Here is a 20,573-nt window from a genome sequence, read left to right as displayed (position 1 = left end):
AGTGACATGGCACGCGCGGGCAAGTGGACGGGCAACTGGCGGATCGCTCTGCCCGTGGCGGGCGGAGCCGTCGTCCTCGGCCTCGGCGGCCTGTACGTCACCGGGCTCGTCGCCGGCGACGACGTCGCCCCGGGCACGACGGTCCGCGGCGTGGACATCGGCGGCATGAGCCGGGCCGAGGCCTCGCACGCCCTCGCCCGGCAGCTCGGCCCCCTCGCCGCCGCACCGGTCGCGATGAAGATCGGCGACCGGGTCGAGAAGGAGGACCCCGCCGCGCTCGGCCTGTCCCTCGACACCGAGGCCACCGTCGACCGCGCCGCCCGTACCGGGTACGGCCCGGCCACCGTCGTAGGCCGGCTCTTCTCCTCCGGCGACCGGGACGTCGAGCCGGTGGTCCGCCAGGACGAGACCACCGGCCGCGCCGCCGTCCGGCGCATCGCCGCCGCCACCGAGCAGCAGGTCCGCGACGGGCAGATCACGTTCGACAAGGGCGCCGCGAAGGCCGTCACCGCGCGGCCCGGGATCGACCTCGTGGAGGACCGGGCCCTGGACACCCTGCGCGCCGGCTACCTCCGGCCGGACGCCGGCCCCGTCGTGCTGCCGGTCGAGCGCACCGAGCCGCGGATCGGCGCCGAGGAGACAGGCCGGGCCCTGACGGCGTTCGCCCGGCCCGCGATGTCCGGGCCCGTCACCGTCACCGTCGCCGGGACGCGCATACCGATATCCCCGGCCGTCCTCGGCGAGCACCTGAAGATGACCCCGGCCGCGGACGCCCGCCTCGTACCGGCCCTGGACTCCAAGGGCCTGCTCGCCGACCCCGCCGTGGCCCGCCCGGTCAAGGCCGCCGGCGGTGCCCCGCGCGACGCCGAACTCGGGGTCGGCGCGGACGGCCGCGTCGTGGTCGCCGAGGACAGCCGCGCGGGCAGCAAGGTCACCGAGGCGGCGCTCGGCCGGGCCGTGCTGCCGCTGCTGACCCGCACCGGCGCGGACCGCACCGCCCCGGTCGCCACCGAGGAGGTCCAGCCCGACCTCACGAGCGCGCAGGCGCAGCGGCTCGGCATCAAGGAGCAGGTCTCCAGCTTCACCGTGAACTTCCCGGCCGCCGCCTACCGCACCACCAACATCGGGCGGGCCGTGGAGCTGATCAACGGCTCCGTGGTCATGCCGGGCCAGGAGTGGAGCTTCAACCGGACGGTCGGGGAGCGCACCCCGGAGAACGGCTTCGTCGACGGCATCATGATCAACGACGGTCAGTACGTGAAGTCGCCCGGCGGCGGCGTCTCGGCGGTCGCGACCACCATGTACAACGCGGCCTTCTTCGCGGGCGTCAAACCCGTCGAGCACGGCGCGCACTCCTTCTACATCGAGCGGTACCCCGAGGGCCGGGAGGCCACCGTCGCCTGGGGCACCCTGGACCTGCGCTGGCTCAACGACTCCGGACACGCCCTCTACGTCCAGGCCCGGTCCACCGACACCTCGCTGACGATCAGCCTGCTCGGCACGAAGAAGTACGACGAGATCCGCGCGACCAAGGGGCCGCGCACCCACATCACCCCGCCGTCACAGCGCACGGGCAGCGGGCCGACCTGCGAGGTCCAGACCCCGCTCGAAGGCTTCGACGTCACCGTGGGCCGCGTCTTCGTCCAGGGCGGCAAGGAGGTCAGGCGCGAGGACTTCACGACCCATTACACCCCGCGCGACGAGGTCACCTGCGGCGATCCCGCCCCGACCGCGCCGACCGCGCCCGCCGCGCCGAAGGCCCCGGCCGCACCCGAGGCCCCGTCCGCCACGGCCCCGGCCGCGCCCGCCCCGGCGGACGCCGCGGCGGCGCACTGACCGGGCGGGCGCGGGCCCGCGGGCGTCCGGCCCGGCCGCTTCTGCCGCAAGCCGGGGGCCACCGGAGCCCGGAAGTGCTACAACTGGGTGCGTGACCCTTCCTCGCCACCCGTGCCGGGCACGTCGGTGCGGTCACCCCTAGGCAACCGGTTCAGGAGCGTCGCCGGACAGGTATTCGTCCTTCAGGTGGCGATCGTGGTGTTGCTCGCCGCAGGCGCGCTCCTGGCCCTCGTCCTCCAGTCACGCCACGACATCGACCGCGAGGCGCGCAACCGGTCGGTGTACGTCGCCCAGACCTTCGCCCACTCCCCGGGCCTCCAGGCGGCGCTGAAGAGCCCCGACCCGTCCGCCGTCCTCCAGCCGCTCACGGAGGAGACGCGCAAGGCCGCCGGGGTCGACTTCATCGTGGTCATGAACACCGACGGCATCCGCTACACCCATCCGAAGCCCGACCGGATCGGCAAGCGCTTCGTCGGCACCATCGAGCCCTCGCTCGCCGGGCAGGTCCACACCGAGAGCGTGCAGGGCCCGCTCGGCAGGGAGATCCAGGCCGTGGTGCCGGTCACCGCGCCCGACGGCAAGGTGATCGCCCTGGTCTCGGCCGGGCTGACCGTGAAGAGCGTGAGCGGGGTCGTCGACCGCCAGCTCCCCGTCATCCTGCTCGCCATCGCCATAGGCCTGGCCCTCGCCACCGGCGGCACCGCACTGATCAGCAGACGCCTGCGCCGCCAGACCCACGGTCTCGGCACGCAGGAGATGACCCGCATGTACGAGCACCACGACGCGGTGCTGCACGCCGTCCGCGAGGGCGTGGTGATCACGGACGGCGACGGGCGGCTCCTGCTGGCGAACGACGAGGCCAAACGGCTCCTCGGACTGCCGGAGGACATCGAGGGACGCCGCGTCGGCGCGGTGCCGGGCCTCGACCACCGCATGGCCGACCTGCTGCTGTCCGGGCGGGTGGCCACCGACGAGGTGCTGGAGAGCGGCGACCGGCTGCTCGTGGTCAACCAGCGGGCCACCCACCCCGGCGGCGGCCCCGGCGGCGCCGTGGCCACCATCCGCGACTCCACCGACATGCGGGTCCTGACCAGCCGCGCCGACACGGCCCGCCGGCGCCTCAAGCTGCTGTACGACGCGGGCGTGGACATCGGCACCAGTCTCGACGTGGTGCGGACGGCCGAGGAGCTCGCCGCCGTCGCCGTCCCCCGGTTCGCGGACTACGTCACCGTCGACCTCGCCGACCCGGTGCTCGACGGCGACGAACCCGGTCCCGGCGCCGACATGCGGCGGACCGCGGTCAGCGGCATCAGCCCCGACCACCCGCTCTACCCCCGCGGCCGGCTGATCGACTTCCTCCCCTCCACGCCCCAGGCCCGCGGCTACGGCACCGGCAAGGCCGAGCTCGTACCCGACCTCGCCGACGCACCCGGCTGGCACGCGCAGGACCCGCCGCGCACCAGGGCGATCGTCGCGTACGGCATCCACTCGCTGATCGCGGCCCCGCTCACCGCCCGCGGCGTGGTGCTCGGCGTGGTCAACTTCTGGCGCTCGCGGGAGCAGCCCTTCGACGAGGACGAGCTGTCGCTGGCCGAGGAGCTCGTCGCCCGCGCCGCCGTCAACATGGACAACGCCCGCCGCTACACCCGCGAGCACGCCCTCGCCGAAACCCTCCAGCGCAGCCTGCTGCCGCGCGCCCTGCCCGAGCAGAACGCCGTCGACGTGGCCCACTTCTACCTGCCCGCCCAGTCCGGGGTCGGCGGCGACTGGTTCGACGTGATCCCGCTGTCCGGCAGCCGGGTCGCGCTGGTCGTCGGGGACGTCGTGGGCCACGGCCTGCACGCCGCCGCCACCATGGGCCGGCTGCGCACCGCGGTGCACAACTTCTCCTCCCTCGACCTGCCGCCCGACGAGATCCTCGCCCGCCTGGACGACCTCGTACAGCGCATCGACCGCGACGGGGACGGCGACGAACCGAACAACGGCGTCCTCGGCGCCACCTGCCTGTACGCCGTCTACGACCCCGTGACCCAGCGCTGCACCATGGCGCGGGCGGGGCACCTGCCGCCGCTGGTGGTGGCGCCCGACGGCACCACCGAGATCGTGGAACTGCCCGCCGGACCCCCGCTGGGGCTCGGCGGCATGCCCTTCGAGACCGCGGAACTGCACCTCGCGGAGGGCAGCCAGCTCGTCCTGTACACCGACGGGCTCGTCGAGCAGCGCAGCCGGGACATCGGCGAGGGCCTGGAACTGCTGCGCACCGCCCTGAGCCACCCCGCGCGCGATCCGGAGGAGAGCTGCCGGGCCGTGCTCGACATCCTGCTCCCGGCCCGCCCGGCCGACGACGTGGCCCTGCTCGTGGCGCGGACCCGCACGCTGGGACCCGACCGGGTCGCCCAGTGGGACGTGCCGTTCGAACCGAGCGCCGTCGCCACCGTGCGCAGCACCGCGGCCCGGCAGCTCGACGCGTGGGACCTGGGGGAGCTGGCCTTCGCCACCGAACTGATCCTCAGCGAGCTGGTCACCAACGCCCTGCGCCACGGCAGCGCCCCGGTCGCCGTCCGGCTGCTGTACGACCGCACCCTGACCTGCGAGGTCCGCGACGGCAGCAGCACCGCCCCGCACCTGCGCTACGCGGCCACCACCGACGAGGGCGGCCGCGGCCTGTTCCTGGTGGCGCAGCTCAGCGAGCACTGGGGCACGCGCTACACCCCGGACGGCAAGATCATCTGGGCCGAGCAGCCCCTCCCGGGCACACCGGGCACGAAGGAACCGTCCCTGGCCGCCTTCCCTGGCCTGGACCTCGACCTCGACACGGACGACCTGGACCTGGAAGCCCACTGACGGGGCCACTCACGGGGCCGCTGACGGGCCCCGCGAGAGGCCCGGCGACCGGCCCACCGAAGTGCCGACGGCCCGCCCGCCGCTCGCGGGGCCCCGAGAGCGGCACCGGCACCGCGATGTCGCCTTACCGCCATTTCCCGGCCACGCGCAAGGCTGCGACCGGAAATTTATCGCTGCCCCACTAGACTGGCGGGTTGTTTGGCGCTGGACCGGAACAACCCGGGCGAACCTGGGCTCCGCCGGCGACCCGGACGTGCCGGGAACGAGACGCGAGGGCCGATGGCAGCCACACCTGAGCACGGTGAGAGCACTCTGCTCGACGACGGGGCGACGTCCGAGGAGCCGGGCAAGTCCGCCCGGTTCTCCGCCGGGCCCGCAGCCCCGCCGCGCACCCTCGTCGACGTCTTCGAGGCATCCGTACGGGCGTACCCCGACGAACCCGCCCTCGACGACGGCACCACCCGGCTGACCTACCGGGCCCTCGCCGCCGAGGTCGAGCGCCGGCGGCGCGCCCTCGCCGCCGCCGGGGTGGGCCTCGGCGACCGGGTCGGCGTCCGGGTGCCGTCCGGGACCACCGAGCTGTACGCCGCCGTCCTCGCCGTCCTCGCCGCCGGCGCCGCCTACGTGCCCGTCGACGCCGAGGACCCGGACGAACGGGCCGAGCTGGTCTTCGGCGAGGCCGGGGTGCGGGCGGTCGTCGGCGCCGGGCAGCGCGTCGACACCACCGGCGCCGGGGCGCGGGCCGCGGCGGGAGGCGCCGTCCGGGCCGCCGCGCGGCCCGGGCCCGAGCACGACGCGTGGATCATCTTCACCTCCGGCTCCACCGGCAGGCCCAAGGGCGTCGCCGTCAGCCACCGCAGCGCCGCCGCCTTCGTGGACGCCGAGGCCGCGCTCTTCCTCGCCGAGGAGCCCATCGGCCCCGGCGACCGGGTCATGGCCGGCCTGTCCGTCGCCTTCGACGCCTCGTGCGAGGAGATGTGGCTGGCCTGGCGGCACGGCGCCTGCCTGGTGCCCGTACCCCGCTCCCAGGTGCGCAGCGGCGCCGACCTCGGCCCCTGGCTGGTCGAGCAGGAGATCTCGGTGGTCTCCACCGTCCCCACCCTCGCCGCGCTCTGGGACCCCGAGGACCTGGGCGAGGTCCGGCTGCTGATCTTCGGCGGCGAGGCATGCCCGCCCGAGCTGACCCAGCGCCTGGTCACCGAGGGCCGCGAGGTCTGGAACACCTACGGCCCCACCGAGGCCACCGTCGTCGCCTGCGCCGCGCTCCTGACCGGCGAAGAGCCCATCCGGATCGGGCTCCCCCTGAACGGCTGGGAACTCGCCGTCGTCGACGAGTCCGGCGAACCCGTCGCGATGGGCGGCAGCGGCCAGCTCGTCATCGGCGGCGTCGGCCTGGCCCGCTACCTCGACCCCGAGAAGGACGCCGAGAAGTACGCCCCGCTGGAATCCCTCGGCTGGACGCGCGCCTACCGCAGCGGCGACCTCGTCCGCGCGGAACCGGAAGGGCTGGTCTTCCTCGGCCGCGGCGACGAACAGATCAAACTCGGCGGCCGCCGCATCGAGCTCGGCGAAGTCGACTCCGCGCTCCAGGGCCTGCCCGGCGTCGCCGGGGCCGCCGCCGCAGTCCGCACCGCGCGCAGCGGCAACCAGCTCCTCGTCGGCTACCTCGTCACCCAGGACGGCTGGGACCACGCGGCCGCCGTCGAGCGGCTGCGCGCCGAACTGCCCGCCGCCCTCGTCCCGCTGCTCGCACCCGTCGCCGAACTGCCCACCCGCACCTCCGGCAAGGTGGACCGGGACGCACTGCCCTGGCCCCTGCCCGAACTGGAGACCACCGGCCCCGCCGAGCAGCTCTACGGCACCGAGGCCTGGCTCGCCGAACAGTGGAGCGAGACCCTCGGCGTGGCCGTCACCGGCCACGCCGACGACTTCTTCGCCATCGGCGGCGGCAGCCTCGCCGCGGCCCAGCTCACCACCCGGCTGCGCACCCGCTACCCGAACGCGGCCGTCCTCGACATCTATCAGCAGCCCACCCTGCGCAAGCTCGCCCGCCGGCTGGAGAAGTCCGTCCAGGACGACGGCGCGGCCCGCACCGTCGCCCCGGTACCGCTCCGCTCCCAGGCGGTGCAGTCGCTGCTGCTGCTCCCGCTCTACACCCTGGTCGGCCTGCGCTGGACGGTGGCCCTGCTGGCGCTCGGCAACGTCCTGCACCTGCTCGGCCCCTACCCGTGGGCGCCGACCGCCTCCTGGTGGCTCGTCGCGGCCGGCGCCGCCCTGCTGTACAGCCCGCCCGGCCGGCTCGCCCTCGCGGCCGGCGGCGCCCGCCTGCTGCTGCGCGGAGTCGAGGCCGGACGCCACCCGCGCGGCGGGAGCGTGCACCTGCGGCTGTGGACGGCCGAGCGGCTGGCCGAATGCGCCGGCGCCACCTCCCTCACCGGCTCCTGGCTGGAGCGCTACGCCCGCGCCCTGGGCGCCAAGGTCGGCCCCGAGGTCGACCTGCACTCCCTGCCCCCGGTCACCGGCATGCTCAAACTCGGCCGCGGCTGCGCCGTGGAGTCCGAGGTGGACCTGTGCGGGCACTGGCTGGACGGCGACCGGCTGGAGATCGGCCCGGTCCGGGTCGGCGCGGGCGCCGTGGTCGGCACCCGCAGCATCCTCTTCCCCGGCGCCCGCGTCGGAAAGCGGGCCGAGGTCGCCCCCGGCTCCGCCGTCGTCGGACAGGTCCCGACCGGCCAGCGCTGGGCCGGCGCCCCGGCCGGCAAGCTCGGCAAGGCCAAGCGGAACTGGCCGAAGGAACGGCCGCCGCGCCCGCTGCACTGGCGCGCCCTCTACGGCGCGGCCGGAGCCTTCCTCACCTGCCTGCCCGTCCTCGCCGCCCTGCCCGCCCTCCTGGTCGCCGGCCGCTTCGTCCCCGCCGACGCCGGGCCAGCCGCCGCGCTGCGCGGGGCGCTGCTCGCCGTGGTGCCCGCGGCGCTCGCCTTCGGGGCCGCGTACGCGGCCCTCCTGCTGGTCTCGGTGCGGGTGCTCAGCCTCGGCCTGCGCACCGGCCTGCACCCCACGCACGGCCGCACCGGCTGGCAGGCCTGGACCGTCACCCAGCTGATGGACCTGTCCCGCGAGACCCTCTTCCCGCTGTACGCCGGGCTGATCACCCCGGTGTGGCTGCGGCTGCTCGGCATGCGCGTCGGCCGCGGCGCCGAGGTGTCCACGGTGCTCGCGCTGCCCAGTCTGACCACCGTGGGCGACGGCGCGTTCCTCGCCGACGACACCCTGACCGCCCCGTACGAACTGGGCGGCGGCTGGATGCGCATCGGCCACTCCGAGATCGGCCGCCGCGCGTTCCTCGGCAACTCGGGCATGACCGCACCGGGCCGCTCCGTACCGGACGACGGCCTCGTCGGCGTCCTGTCCGCCACCCCGAAGAAAGCCAAGAAGGGCAGCTCGTACCTGGGCCTGCCCCCCGTCCGGCTGCCGCGCTCGGCCGCCACCGCCGACCAGAGCCGCACCTACGATCCGCCCGCCCGGCTGCTGTGGGCGCGCGGCCTGGTGGAGCTGTGCCGGCTGGTCCCGGTGTTCTGCTCCGCCGCGCTCGCCGTCCTGACGGCGGCGGCGCTGTGCGCACTGATGGGGCCGGGCGGCCCGGGGACCGCGGGCGCCGCGCTGCTGTCCGGGGCCGTCCTGCTCGCCGCCGGCTTCGCCGCCTGCGCGGTCACGGTGGCCGCGAAATGGCTGCTGGTGGGTCGGCACCGGACCGGCGAGCACCCGTTGTGGAGCGGCTTCGTCTGGCGCAACGAGCTCGCCGACACCTTCGTCGAGGTGGTGGCCGTGCCGTGGCTGGCCGGATCCGTGCCCGGCACGCCGCTGATGGCCCTGTGGCTGCGGTCGCTGGGGGCCCGGGTCGGCCGGGGCGTGTGGTGCGAGAGCTACTGGCTGCCGGAGACGGACCTGGTCTCCCTGGGCGGCGCGGTCAGCGTGAACCGGGGCTGCGTGCTGCAGACGCACCTCTTCCACGACCGGATCTTGAGGACGGATACTGTGGTCCTCCGCGAGGGCGCCACCCTGGGCCCGGGCGGCATCGTGCTGCCCGGGAGTACGATCGGGGCCCGCAGCACCCTGGGTCCCGCCTCTCTCGTGATGGCCGGTGAATCCGTCCCCGCCGACACCCGCTGGCTGGGCAATCCGATCGAGGCGTGGCGGTCCTGAACGGCGCACGAGCAGGTCGTACGAGCACAGCGCAGGGAGCGGAAGCGGCAGTGAGCGGCCAGAGGACAACGGCATCGGACCCGTACTTTCCGGCCAACGGCGACCCCCGTTACCGTGTGCACCGGTACGAACTCGCCCTGGAGTACCGCCCCGGCCCCAACCGGCTCGCCGGCACGGCCCGGCTCAGCGCCATCGCCGGACGCGCGGCCCTCACCGAATTCCACCTGAACCTGGCGGAATTCCGCGTCGGACGGGTCCTGGTCGACGGCCGGACCCCGCACTACGCCCACCGCGGCGGCAAGCTCCGCATCCGGCCCGCCAAACCGCTGCCCGCCGGAGCCGCCTTCACCGTCGAGATCCACTGGGCGGGCAACCCCAAACCGGTGCGCAGCCCCTGGGGCGGCATCGGCTGGGAGGAGCTCACCGACGGCGCCCTGGTCGCCAGCCAGCCCGTCGGCGCACCGTCCTGGTACCCGTGCAACGACCGCCCCGCAGACAAGGCCTCGTACCACATCTCCGTCAACACCCCCTCCGCCTACACGGTGGTGGCCGGCGGCCGGCTGCTCACCCGCACCACCCGGGCCAGCACGACCACCTGGGTGTACGAGCAGCCCGCGCCCACCTCCAGCTACCTGGTCGGGCTGTCCATCGGCATGTACCAGACGGTGCTGCTCGGCGACCCCGGGCTGGACGGCGTCCCGCAGAGCGCCCACGTGCCGGCGCACCTGCTGCCGCGGTTCTCCCGCGACTTCGCCCGGCAGCCCGCCATGATGCGGCTCTTCGAGGAGCTCTTCGGGCCCTACCCCTTCGGCGAGTACGCGGTGGTCGTCGCCGACGAGGAACTGGACGTCCCCGTCGAGGCCCAGGGGCTGTCCCTGTTCGGGGCCAACCACTTGGACGGCGTACGGAGTTCGGAGCGGCTCGTCGCCCACGAACTCGCCCACCAGTGGTTCGGCAACAGCGTGACCATCGCCGACTGGCGGCACATCTGGCTCAACGAGGGCTTCGCGAAGTACGCGGAATGGCTCTGGTCGGAGCGCTCCGGCGGCCACACCGCCCACGAACGCGCCACCGCCGCCCACCGGCTCCTCGCCGTCAGCCCGCAGGACCTGCTGCTCGCCGACCCCGGCCGCAAGCTCATGTTCGACGACCGCCTCTACCAGCGCGGCGGACTCACCGTGCACGCGGTCCGCTGCGCCCTGGGCGACGGCCCGTTCTTCCGCATGCTGCGCGACTGGGCCGCGGTCCACCGCAACGGCGTCGTGACCACCGCCGCCTTCACGGCGCACGCATCGCGCTACGCCACCGGGCCGCTGGACGAGCTGTTCGCGGCCTGGCTGTACGCACCCGCCCTCCCGCCCCTGCCGTCGGCCTCACCGGCCGCGGCGCTCCCGGCGATGCCCGGGTACCCGCCGTCCGACGGCGGGCCGGGCCGCGGGTCGGCGTGACCCCGCGGCCCGACGCGCCACGATGCGCGGCCCGCTGACGGGTCCGCACATCATGTCGTTCACCTGGTCGGATCAGTAGTAGTCGCCGTTGCCCCACCCTCCGTATCCCCAGCCGCTGTCGTAGTCGTCGTTCCAGTTGCTGTTGTGCCAGCCGCCGTAGTTGCCGCCCCAGCCGTCACCGTCGTCGTCGCAGCCACCGCCGCCGCCGTGGACGTAGCCGACCGAGTGCGTCGGGGTCTGGGCCGGGGTCGCGGCCGAAGCGCTACCGGCCGCGCCGAACGCGGCGCCACCGGCCATCAGGAGCCCGGCCGCGGAGACCGCGAACAGTCGCTTAGCCCTCTGTACATGCATGGGAGTCCCTTTCCTCCGCCCTCTCGCGCACCCTTGCGGGCCGGAGGGGCGGCCGTCGCCGCACGGCGGGAATGAGGTGCGGCACGGGTCAGGTGCGTCGCCGCGAGGCGTGGGGGGCGCCGTTTCACGTCCGTCCCCGGGCACACGGCGGTCGGGCCGAGATCGTCGGCCACCGCCGCTGCGCAAAGCTGGGTGGCGGGTTGGCACTCCGCCATCGCGGCGCTTCACCACCCAGGCTAGCGGCGCCCGGGACGGTCGGCACCTCGGGGCGGATGCGGGGCGGGGCCGGGGCCCGTGCCGGGGCACGGGCCCCGGTGCGACGTGGGTGCGCGCGAGGTCCCCGACCCGCTGGTGGGGGTCGGGGGCCTCGCCGCGCCGGCCCCGGGCGGGGTCAGCTCCCCGCGTGCTGGTGCAGCGCGGCCGACAGGAGATGGGAGTCGAGCAGGGAGACGTCCGCCGTCCGGTCCGCCCGGGCGTAGCCGGCCAGCATCCGTTTGGTCAGGACCAGGGCCTCGGGCGCGCGCCGCACGAGGGGCCTCGTCCAGGAATCGATCACCTGGTCCAGCTGGTCGAGCGGAGCGGTCCGGTGGAGCAGACCGATGCGCTGGGCCGTGCCGGCGTCGAAGACGTCGCAGGTGAGCATGAGCTCGCGGATCCTGGAGGCACCGGCCTCGGAGACCAGGCGTCCCATCGCCCCGCCCCACGCCGGCGGCAGCCCGATGCCGACCTCCGGCATGCGGAAGCGGCTGGTGTCCGCGCCGGCGCGCAGGTCGCAGAAGGAGGCGAGGGCGAGGCCCGCGCCGATGACCCGGCCGTGCAGCCGGGCGATGGTGACCGCGTGGGTGTTCTCCAGGGCCTGGCACAGGCGGTGCGCCTTGTCGGCGATGCGCCTCAGGACCACTCCGGACGGATCGGCGGCCAAGGCCTCCCGGTATTCGTCGCGGTCGGCGCCCAGGCAGAAGTCCGTACCCAGGGACGACAGCGTCAGGATCCGGACGTCGGGTCTCTCGTGGAGGTCGTCGAGCAGGGCGATGAGGTCGTCGAGGACCGCGGTGCCCAACGTGTCGTCCTGCCCCCAGGGGTTGAGGCCGACGTGCAGGATGGGCCCGTCCTGCTCGGTGCGGATCGCCTTGGGAGCGGTCCGGGCGGGTGCGTGCGCGGGAGCGGCGAGGGGGGTCGGTTCGGTCATGCGAGTGCTACGTCCAGGTTCAGCAGGCGCCGGAACGCCACGCGGGGCGCCATCGACGGGGGGCGTACGAGGGTGAGGCGGGGGAGGCGCCGGATCAGCTGGCGCAGCAGGGTCTGGGCTTCGAGGCGGGCCAGCGGAGCCCCGAGGCAGTAGTGGATGCCACCGCTGAAGGCGAGGTGGTCGGCGGCCCGTTCGGGGTCGAACCGGTCGGGGTCCCGATGCCGGGCCGGGTCGCGGTGCGCGGCCCCGATCATCAGGTGGACCATCTCGTCGCGGCGGATCTCGATGCCCCCCAGCACGGAGTCCTGCGAGGCGACCCTGCTGATCACGTGGGTCGGCGGGTCGTAGCGGAGGGTCTCCTCCACGAAGCCGGGCACGAGGTCCGGGTTGTCGGCGACCGTGTCCCACCGCTCCGGGCTCTCGACGAGCCGGAGCGTCATCGTCGACAGGAGGGTCGCGGTGGTCTCCAGGGCGGCCAGCAGGACGAAGAGCACCAGGAAGTAGACGGCCTCGTCGGCCTTGTCCCGGTCGGGCTCGATCGCGTCCCACGTCCGGATCCACCGGGTGACGGGGTCGTCGCCGGGGTGGCAGCGCCGATCGCGCACCAGCTCCATGAAGTAGGTGCGCAGTTCGGCCGTGGCCGCGTCGGACAGGGCCAGCTGGCTGGCCGACGGCAGCAGCTCCTGGGTGAAGACCTGGTCATGGGTCAGCTGTCTGAGTCTGGCCCAGTCGGCCTGCGGCAGCCCGAGCCAGTCGCCGATGGCGGCCACCGGCAGCTCCTCGCAGACCAGCTCCGAGAAGTCCGCCTCGCCGGTGCGTATTCGCTCCGTGAAGGCGTCGAGGAGGCGATCCGCGGCCAAGCCCACATTGCGGCCGATGCGCTCCACGGTGCCCCGGTCGAAGGTGCCCGCCGCCCGCCGCACCCTGGTGTGGTCCGGAGCGTTGAGCGCGGCGAGCGTGTGGCCCATCTCGCGGGACGAGGGGGCGTTCCAGCGCGTGCCGGTCCCCTGGCGCTCCCGCCACTGCCGGTCGGGCTCCAGCCATTGGCGGCTGCGCAGCACCTGGTCGCAGGCGGCGAAGCCCGTCACGGCGAAGCCGCCCCAGGGGGCGGGCACCACCTCGCCGCGGCCGAGGAGCTCGGCGTATATCGGAAAGGGGTCGGCCTGCCCTCTGGCCGTCCGCAGACGGGAGAAGAGGGAGGCGGACGCCCGGCGGTCGTACGACGGAGTTGTGGCAACCCCCATGATGGCGGCTCCTTCCTGAGAACCAGCCGCGATGCATACCCATGTGATCGTCGGAGCATCCATGACCACTGAGTACTCAGGGGGTTACCAGAATCACACTCGTCTCACTCGCCCCTGGTCCAGGCCAGGAAGCGGCTGAACAGGCCGCCCTTGGGCTGCGGCGCCGCACCGGTGCTCGTGCGCGAGGGCCCCGCGTGGGAGGGCGACGCGGCGGCCGTCTGCTGCGGGGACAGCGGGCCCGCGGTCGATCCGGCCGGCCCGGCCGACCCGGCCGCCTGGGGAACGCTCCGCGGGGTGAAGCGGATCGGGAGCGTGACCAGCGAACGGCTCCACGGACTCGGCGCCCAGGTCAGCGACTTGAACGGGACGCGCAGCTCGACGTCGTGCAGCTGGTTGAGCAGCGTCTCGACGGCCGTCACGGCGATCATGAAGGCCGGGTCCTTGGCGGGGCAGGCGTGCGGGCCCGCGCCGAACGCCAGATGGGCCTTGGCGCTGAGCTGTTCGCGGTGCTCGGTCAGCTTCGGGTCGGTGTTGGCCGCGGCGAACGAGATGAGGACCGGGTCGTTGGCCCGGACCACCCGGCCGCCGAGCTCGACGTCGTGCGTAGGGTAGTGGGCCGCGTAGTTGGCGATCGGAGCGTAGTTCCAGAGGGTCTGGGAGACGGCGTCCTCGACCGGGAGGCCGACCTGCCAGTCCTCCCCGAGGTACAGGGCGCTGCTGGTGCCGATGGCCGCGGCCAGCGGCGCGGTGCCACCGGAGAGCAGGGTGACCAGCTGGTGCAGCACCTCCTCGTCCGTCAGCTGGGCCGGGTGCTCCATCAGGCGCGTCGTCAGGTCGGCCGTCGGCCGGCGCCGCTTGAGGGCGATCAGCTCGGTGAGCGCCCCGCCGAGCACCTCGTCGGCCCCGGGCGTCCCCTCGAAGATGCCGCTGATCCCGGCGATCACGCGGTCGCCGATCTCGGGCGGGCAGCCGAACAGGTCGCTGAAGACCAGCAGGGGCAGCGGCTGGGCGTACTCGGCCATCAGCTCGGCCTGGCCGCGGATGTCGGTGCTGAACCGGCTGATCAGGTAGTGGGCGGACTGCTGCGTCTGCCTGATGAGCTGGTGCTCGTTGACCGTGGCGAGGCTGTCGGTGACGGCCCCGCGCAGACGGGCGTGTGCCGCGCCGTCGCTGAAGAGCGCGTTGGGGCGGTACCCCATCATCGGCAGCGCCGGGCTGTCGGCCGGGACGCGCCCCTCGTTGAGGGCGTTCCAGCGGCGGGAGTCCCGTACGAAGGAGGAGGGGTTCTGCAGGACGTACAGGGCGGCGTCGTAGCTCGTCACGAGCTCGGCCTGGACGCCGGGGGCGATGTCCACCGGCGCGCTGGGGCCGTGGTGGCGCAGCTGCGCGTAGTGGCTCTCGGGATCGGCTCCGAACGAGGGGCCGTACATCTGGACGTTCCCGTGCGCGGGGCAGCCGGGGGGTATCTCCTGCGATTCACGTGGCTGTTGCATTCCTGCGCTCCTAGCCGAGTTGGGACATGAGGTGCTTCACGAGGGTGATGAGGGCCCGCGCCGAGGAGTTCTCGTCCCGTACGTCGCACTCCACGACGGGCGTCTCGGCCGTGAGGTTCAGAGCCTCGTGCACCTCGTCGAGCGGGTAGTGCGTGGTGCCCTCGAAGTGGTTCACGGCGATGGCGTACGTCAGACCGAAACGCTCCACGAGGTCCAGGACCGGGAAGGACTCGTGCAGCCGCTCGGGGTCGACGAGGACCAGCGCGCCCAGCGCCCCCCGGGACAGCTCCTCCCACATCTCCTTGAAGCGCTCCTGGCCGGGCGTTCCGAACAGGTAGAGCACCAGGGTGTCGCTGAGGGTGAGCCGGCCGAAGTCCATGGCGACGGTGGTGGTCTTCTTGTCGGGGGTGCCCGACAGGTCGTCGAGGCCCACGCTGGCCTCGGTGATCTCCTCCTCGGTCCGCAGGGGCTCGATCTCGGAGAGACTGCCGATGCAGGTGGTCTTGCCGACCCCGAAGTGCCCCACTATGAGGATCTTCACCGCGTGGGATACATCTGGATCCAGGTACACGGATTACGCTCCGAATCGATTCTTCAGGCCCTCGAGGACGGCGCTGACCAGCTCTCTGTCGACACGTTCGGCGCGCGGTATCGGCGACCTCGCGAGGATGAGGCTGTCCTCCTCCAACTGCGCCAGCAGGATGCGGACGATGCCCAGGGGCAGGTGCGTGTGCCCGGCCACCTCGGCCACGGACAGGAAGCCGTTCGCGACCAGGTCCATGACCTGCCCCGCTTCCGGGGACAGCGTGCGCGCCGCGACCTGTCCGCCCTCGGCCGCCGCCGTCACGAGCGTGGTGTGCTCGTACTCGTGGTCCGGGGGCAGCGCCCGTCCGTTCGTGATCACGAAGAGGGGGACTAACGGGGACGTCAGTTCCAGCTCTTCATCCCGTTCGAGCCCATCAGACATGGCCTGTCCCCTTCCCCTGTGTCGCCGAAGCGGTCAGCCTGGGAACCACCTCGTGCAGACGCGTGGTGAACTGCTCGATGTCGCAGTCGTGCTCGGCGGCGGCGGCCAGGAAGGCATCGGGGCCGGCCGCCATCAGGAAGATCCAGCCGTGCTGGAACTCGATGACCGTCTGACGCCACTGCGCGTCCTCGACGACGCCCGCGAACTGGGAGGTGACCCGGCTGTAGGCGTGGATGCCCGTCATGGCCGCGGAGATCGTGTCCGCGAGATCGCGACTCATTCCGTTGGTCGCCCCGCGCGGAAGGCCGTCCGCTCCCAGCAGGACGGCGTGGCGGGCGCCCTTGACCTCCGACATCACCCGGTCGAGCTCGGCGAGGACGAATCCCGCGTCACCGGAGCCCTGCTGCCGGCGGCCGCCGGCCCGCGGACCGCCGGCGTCCTCGCCGCCCACCCGCGGCGGCGAGGTGAGGTTGTTGCCCAGCCGGGCGACGAGGCGGTGCATGCGGAAGGAGATCTGCTGCATGTCCACGTCGGGCGCTGCCGCGGCGGCGAGGTAGGAGCCCTGCCCCGCCCCGATCAGGAAGATCCAGCCGTGCGAGAACTCGATGATGGTCTGGCTCCACTGCCGGTCCTCCTCCGGCCCGGCGAAGTGGGCCGTCGCCCGGCTGAGCGACTGCATCCCGGCCATGGCCGCGGAGATGGTGCGCACGTCCTTCTCGGCCAGGCCCTCGGTCGCGCCGCGCGGAAGGCCGTCCGCGGACAGCAGGACGGCGTGCCGTGCACGGGGCACGTTGTGCACGATGTCCTCGAGCATCCACGACAGGTCTGCGGTCATGCCTCTTCGGGCCCTTCGAACGAGGTGGCGTCAAGGTTGCGGCCCGAGAGCGTGCCGCGCTGGAAGGCCCCCAGGCTGCGCCCGGAAGCGCGGCCCGTCTCCCCCGGGGCCCGTGGCGCCGGCGCGGTGGTGTCGGGATCGGGATCGGGGACGCTCGCGATGGGCGCCTGGCGCGCGCCGCGCTTGGGCAGGCCGTGCATCGTGCGCGACGTCGCGCTCTGGGGCCGGCTCTCGGTGGCGCGCCGGATGTCGCTGACCGGAGCCTCCGGGGCGGCCGGTATCTCCTCCATGGTCCACAGCTCCTCGGGCAGGAGGACGACGGCCCTGACGCCGCCGTAGCGGGAGACGCCGGTGACGTCGACCTTGAAACCGTGCTGGCGCGCGATCAGGCCGATGACCGGGAAGCCGAACTTCGGCTGGGTCCCGAGCTGCGACAGACGGGGGGCGACTTCCCCGGAGAGCAGCGCGGTCGCCCGCTGCCGCTCCTCGTCGTTCATGCTGACACCCGCGTCGTCGATGACGATGCACAGGTTGTTCTGGACGCGCTGGAACGTCACCTCGATCGGTGCGTCGTGCTGCGAGAAGCTGGCGGCGTTGTCGAGCAGCTCCGCCACGGCGAGGGCGACGGGCGCGACCGCGGACGACTTCAGGGCGAGGCTGGTCTGCTGCATGATGGCGACCCGGTGGAAGTTGCGGATCTGGCCCTGCGCGCTGCGCACCACGTCGTAGACGCTGGCGGGCCTGTTGCGGCGGCCGAGCGGCGCACCGCACATCACGGCGATGCCCTGGGCCTTGCGCGCCATCTGGGCGTTGGCGTGGTTCACGTCCAACAGGTCGCTGAGGACGGCGTGTCCGCCGTACTTGCGCTGGACGCCGTCCAGCAGCGTCGTCTGCTCGGCCGCGAGGCTCTGCAGGAGGCTGGCGGCACCCTTGAGAACGGCTTTGGTGTTCTCCTCCGCGGCTTCCTTGGCGTCGCGTATCGTGGCGTCCTGCTCGTTGCGGAACCTCTGCAGCTCGGCGAGCGACGCGTGCAGGTGGCTGTCCGCGGTGAGCAGCTGGTGCCTCAGTTCTGCCTCGGTGTGCTCCTTCTTCGCCCCCAGCGCTCTGTTGCGGGCGACGAGTGCCACGACCGCGACGACGGCTATCGCCGCCACCGCAACCAAGCACCACACAAGTGCGTCTCGATTCATGGAAACCTTTCCCGGCGCATGGCATGCGGACGGCTGCAGTGACGCCTCGCGAGGCCCCGCAACACAACTGATCGGCACCGCTCACCTGCGGTGACGCGGAGAGCGGAGCGCCGATCACATCAGCATCTGCGTCAAAACGGATCAAGATCACAGATGCCGGGATGCTATCACCGGATCTTCGCCCCCCAGGACGACCGCCATGGCACCCCGTACGCCCAACCCGGCTGGTGCGCGGTCGGGTTGCCACGGTCTTTGCACCGCGGATGCGTCGCGGGCCGGCCCTCCCGCCACCCGTCTGTTGGGCAGTTCTTCACGAGAAGGGCGACAATCCCTCACACCGATCCGAGGCACCGTCACACATCCCTCGCCGGTGCCGCACCTAGCGCTTCGGGGAGGCCGGCATGCCGAGGAAGGCGGCGAGCGCGGCGAGCGCGGCGAGGGCTCCGCACGCGAGCCACACCGCGTCGCCCATCAGGGCCCAGGCGGCGACACCCGCCGCGGGTCCCACGGCGGAACCCACCCCGAACATCGCCTGGGAGGCGCCGAGGTACCGGCCCCGGTTCTCGGGCGCCGCGGCCAGCGCGGGGTAGGCGGTCATGGTCGGGGAGCCGATGATCTCGCCGACCGACCACACCACCGTGGCGGCCACGAGACCGGCGACGCCCCAGGGCAGCGCGTACGCGGCGAGGCCGACGCCGACGGCGAGGATCCCGGCGATGGTGGCGATCCTGGCCGGCCAGCGCTGCACCGTGCGGGTCACCACCAGCTCGCAGACGATGACGATCAGACCGTTGACGGCGACGAGCACGCCGTAGACGAAGATGTCGAGGCCGCGCTCCCGCACCGCGAGCGGGAGCGTCGACAGGTACTGGGTGTAGACCGCGGAGAAGCCGAGGATGGCGAGCAGGAACAACACGAAGCTCCGGTCGGCCAGCACCGCCCGGTAGCCGCCCGGCCCCGCCTTCGCCCCCGTCCCGGCCGCCGTTGCCGTTCCGGCCCGGTCGGCTGCCGCGGGACCGGGCCGGTCGCGCGGCAGGAGCCGGCCGCCCAGTACGGCGACGCCCAGGGCGGCGGCCGCCTCCGCCCAGAACAGCAGGGCGTACGAGTGGGCGACCAGGGCGGCGCCGATGAGCGGCGCCGCGGTGGTCCCGAGGTTGGTGGCGAGGCGGTACATGGCGAAGACCATGACCCGGCGTTCCTCGCCGGTGAGACGGCTGACCAACTCCGCCGAGGCGGGCCGGTAGACCTGGCTCGCCGCGCCGGTGCCGGCCGCGAGCAGCAGCATCACGGGGTACGACGCGGCGTACAGGAAGCCCGCCGTGAGGGCCGCGTTGGCCGTCATCGAGGAGACGATCGAGGCGCGGACGCCGATGCGTCCGACGAGCCAGCCGCCGAGGAGGATCCCCGCCACCGCGCCCGCTCCGTGCGCCGCGAGCGCGAACCCCGCCCGCACCTCGGGGTAGCCGCCGGCGACCATGTAGAGCACCAGGAACACCTGGAGGAAGCCACCCAGCCGGTTCACCATGATCCCGGCGATCACCGCCTTCACCGGCAGGGGTGCCTCGCGCCAGGTGAGGACGACCCCGGCCGCCTCGGCGCCGCCCGTGCGGGTCGCCCCCTCCACGCTCACTGCGCGGCCGGGACCGGCTCGGCCGCTTCGAGGAGCACCGCGTCCTCGGCGGCGTCGAGCGCGGCCCGGCAGTCCTCGGCGGTGTCGGCGGAGGCGACGAGCATGGCGTAGCGGCCGGTGTGCGAGGCGGGCGGCAGTTCCAGGACGTGGCCGGGCCGCGCGACGACACGGGCGATCCCGATGCCCGCGGGCAGCCGGTCGCGGTCGATGGTCACGCGGCCGACGACGGTCTCCACCTCGGGATAGAGGAAGCGCACGGCAGCCGCTCCGCTGCGCGCGACGCCCCGCTCGGGGCGCTGTCCGAGCGAGAGGCGGGCGGCCGCCAGGCCCGCGTCCCAGCCCGTGGCCAGCAGTCCGAGGTAGGAGATGAAGTCGCCGCCGCTGCGGGCGTTGACCTCGACCAGGGCGGGGCCGCGCGCGGTGAGGCGCCACTCCGAGTGGGTCCAGCCGCGGGTGACGCCGACGGCGGCGTGCACCGTGGTCAGGGCCCGCAACAGCTCCGGGTCGGCCAGCAGCGGGTCGGCGGCGTCGACGGCGTGGCCCACCTCCTCGAAGTTGGGCGGCGGGCTCAGTTCCTTGCGGGCGACGAAGAGCGGGGTCACCTCGCCGTCCCAGATCAGGGCGTCGACGCTGATCTCCGGGCCGTCCAGGTACTCCTCGACGAGCACGGGCCGCTCGAAGCGCTCGCGCACCTCGACCATGGTCGTCCCCCGGATGCCGGGGAAGACCGCGGCCAGTTCCTCGGGGGTGCGGGCCATGCGGGTGCCCGTGCTGCCCACGAGCGCCCGGGGCTTGACCACGACCGGGTAGCCCGTCTCCGCGGCGGCCTCGTACGCCTCGGCGAGGGTGGACACCGGGGTGGAACGGGCCTGCGGGCCGCCGGCCCCGGCCACCGCGAGGCGGGTCAGGTGCTTGTCGCGGCAGGTCAGTACGGCTTCCGGGCTCAGCCCCGGGAGCCCCAGGGCGCCGGCCACCTTGGCCGCCGGAAGGATGCGGGTCTCGTCCCAGCACAGGATCGCGTCCGGCGCCACGGGCCGGGCCGCCTCGATCATGCCGTCGGCGTCCAGGGTGTCGACGCGAGTGTGCCCGGTGATGAACGGCGCCTCCCAGCCGACCTCGCGGTCGGAGAAGAGCCAGATCCGGTGCTCCCGCGCCACGGACTCCAGCAGGTGACCGCGGGTCTCCTGGTCCATGGGGCTGATCAGGACCAGCAGCGGGGACGGGGACGGGGACGAGGAGGGCATGGCGCGTAGACCTTTCGGCGGGGCGTATCGGCTGGTCAGTCTGCTGACCAGGAAACTTGCACGCCAGGCCAGTTGAGCGGCTCGCCACCGGACCAATGC

The 20,573-nt window shown here is 73.6% G+C and carries 14 protein-coding genes; 4 read left to right on the top strand and 10 right to left on the bottom strand.

The window, feature by feature from the left end; all coding sequences use genetic code 11:
- The first annotated feature begins 6 nt into the window (after window positions 1–6).
- The 4 genes from CP968_RS07585 to CP968_RS07570 all read left to right on the top strand — a co-directional run bounded on the left by CP968_RS07585 (window position 7) and on the right by CP968_RS07570 (window position 10,331).
- Entirely contained in the window at window positions 7–1,836 is a 1,830-nt protein-coding gene (locus CP968_RS07585) for a VanW family protein (RefSeq protein ID WP_150517265.1), read from the top strand.
- A gap of 186 nt (window positions 1,837–2,022) precedes the next feature.
- Window positions 2,023–4,680, top strand: coding sequence for a SpoIIE family protein phosphatase (locus CP968_RS07580; RefSeq protein ID WP_306419881.1), 2,658 nt, complete (start codon window positions 2,023–2,025; stop codon window positions 4,678–4,680).
- A 279-nt stretch (window positions 4,681–4,959) separates the two neighbouring features.
- On the top strand, window positions 4,960–8,883 hold the full coding sequence (locus CP968_RS07575) for a Pls/PosA family non-ribosomal peptide synthetase (protein ID WP_150517263.1): 3,924 nt from the start codon (window positions 4,960–4,962) through the stop codon (window positions 8,881–8,883).
- Window positions 8,884–8,933: 50 nt separating this feature from the next.
- Window positions 8,934–10,331, top strand: a complete 1,398-nt coding sequence (locus CP968_RS07570; RefSeq protein ID WP_150517262.1) for a M1 family metallopeptidase — start codon at window positions 8,934–8,936, stop codon at window positions 10,329–10,331.
- 72 nt (window positions 10,332–10,403) lie between these two features.
- Here CP968_RS07570 and CP968_RS07565 read toward each other — a convergent pair whose 3' ends face one another.
- The 10 genes from CP968_RS07565 to CP968_RS07520 all read right to left on the bottom strand — a co-directional run bounded on the left by CP968_RS07565 (window position 10,404) and on the right by CP968_RS07520 (window position 20,474).
- Complete coding sequence (locus CP968_RS07565) at window positions 10,404–10,682, bottom strand: hypothetical protein (protein WP_150517261.1); 279 nt, start codon at window positions 10,680–10,682, stop codon at window positions 10,404–10,406.
- A 391-nt stretch (window positions 10,683–11,073) separates the two neighbouring features.
- Window positions 11,074–11,871 carry an enoyl-CoA hydratase/isomerase family protein gene (locus CP968_RS07560; RefSeq protein WP_150517260.1) on the bottom strand — a complete coding sequence of 266 codons (798 nt, stop codon included), beginning with the start codon at window positions 11,869–11,871 and terminating at the stop codon, window positions 11,074–11,076.
- Window positions 11,868–13,115 (bottom strand): cytochrome P450, encoded by a 1,248-nt coding sequence (locus CP968_RS07555; RefSeq protein ID WP_150517259.1) that lies wholly within the window; start codon window positions 13,113–13,115, stop codon window positions 11,868–11,870. Before CP968_RS07555 ends, CP968_RS07560 begins: the two co-directional genes overlap by 4 nt.
- Before the next feature lie 104 nt (window positions 13,116–13,219).
- On the bottom strand, window positions 13,220–14,608 hold the full coding sequence (locus tag CP968_RS07550) for a cytochrome P450 family protein (protein WP_150517258.1): 1,389 nt from the start codon (window positions 14,606–14,608) through the stop codon (window positions 13,220–13,222).
- A gap of 10 nt (window positions 14,609–14,618) precedes the next feature.
- The gene (locus CP968_RS07545; RefSeq protein WP_150517257.1) at window positions 14,619–15,179 is read right to left on the bottom strand and encodes a GTP-binding protein; all 561 of its coding nucleotides are present in this window, start codon (window positions 15,177–15,179) and stop codon (window positions 14,619–14,621) included.
- Between the two features lie 3 nt (window positions 15,180–15,182).
- Window positions 15,183–15,575 carry a DUF742 domain-containing protein gene (locus CP968_RS07540; protein ID WP_150517256.1) on the bottom strand — a complete coding sequence of 131 codons (393 nt, stop codon included), beginning with the start codon at window positions 15,573–15,575 and terminating at the stop codon, window positions 15,183–15,185.
- Window positions 15,568–16,410, bottom strand: a complete 843-nt coding sequence (locus tag CP968_RS07535; RefSeq protein WP_229886062.1) for a roadblock/LC7 domain-containing protein — start codon at window positions 16,408–16,410, stop codon at window positions 15,568–15,570. Before CP968_RS07535 ends, CP968_RS07540 begins: the two co-directional genes overlap by 8 nt.
- The gene (locus CP968_RS07530; protein ID WP_150517255.1) at window positions 16,407–17,600 is read right to left on the bottom strand and encodes an ATP-binding protein; all 1,194 of its coding nucleotides are present in this window, start codon (window positions 17,598–17,600) and stop codon (window positions 16,407–16,409) included. Before CP968_RS07530 ends, CP968_RS07535 begins: the two co-directional genes overlap by 4 nt.
- A gap of 379 nt (window positions 17,601–17,979) precedes the next feature.
- Window positions 17,980–19,230 carry an MFS transporter gene (locus CP968_RS07525; RefSeq protein ID WP_167536774.1) on the bottom strand — a complete coding sequence of 417 codons (1,251 nt, stop codon included), beginning with the start codon at window positions 19,228–19,230 and terminating at the stop codon, window positions 17,980–17,982.
- Window positions 19,227–20,474: an ATP-grasp domain-containing protein gene (locus CP968_RS07520; protein ID WP_229886064.1), complete on the bottom strand. Its 1,248-nt coding sequence runs from the start codon at window positions 20,472–20,474 to the stop codon at window positions 19,227–19,229. Before CP968_RS07520 ends, CP968_RS07525 begins: the two co-directional genes overlap by 4 nt.
- Window positions 20,475–20,573: the final 99 nt, after the last annotated feature.

The sequence above is a fragment of the Streptomyces subrutilus genome (genome assembly GCF_008704535.1).
Classification (GTDB): domain Bacteria; phylum Actinomycetota; class Actinomycetes; order Streptomycetales; family Streptomycetaceae; genus Streptomyces; species Streptomyces subrutilus.
This window is presented reverse-complemented; position numbering and strand designations above follow the sequence as displayed.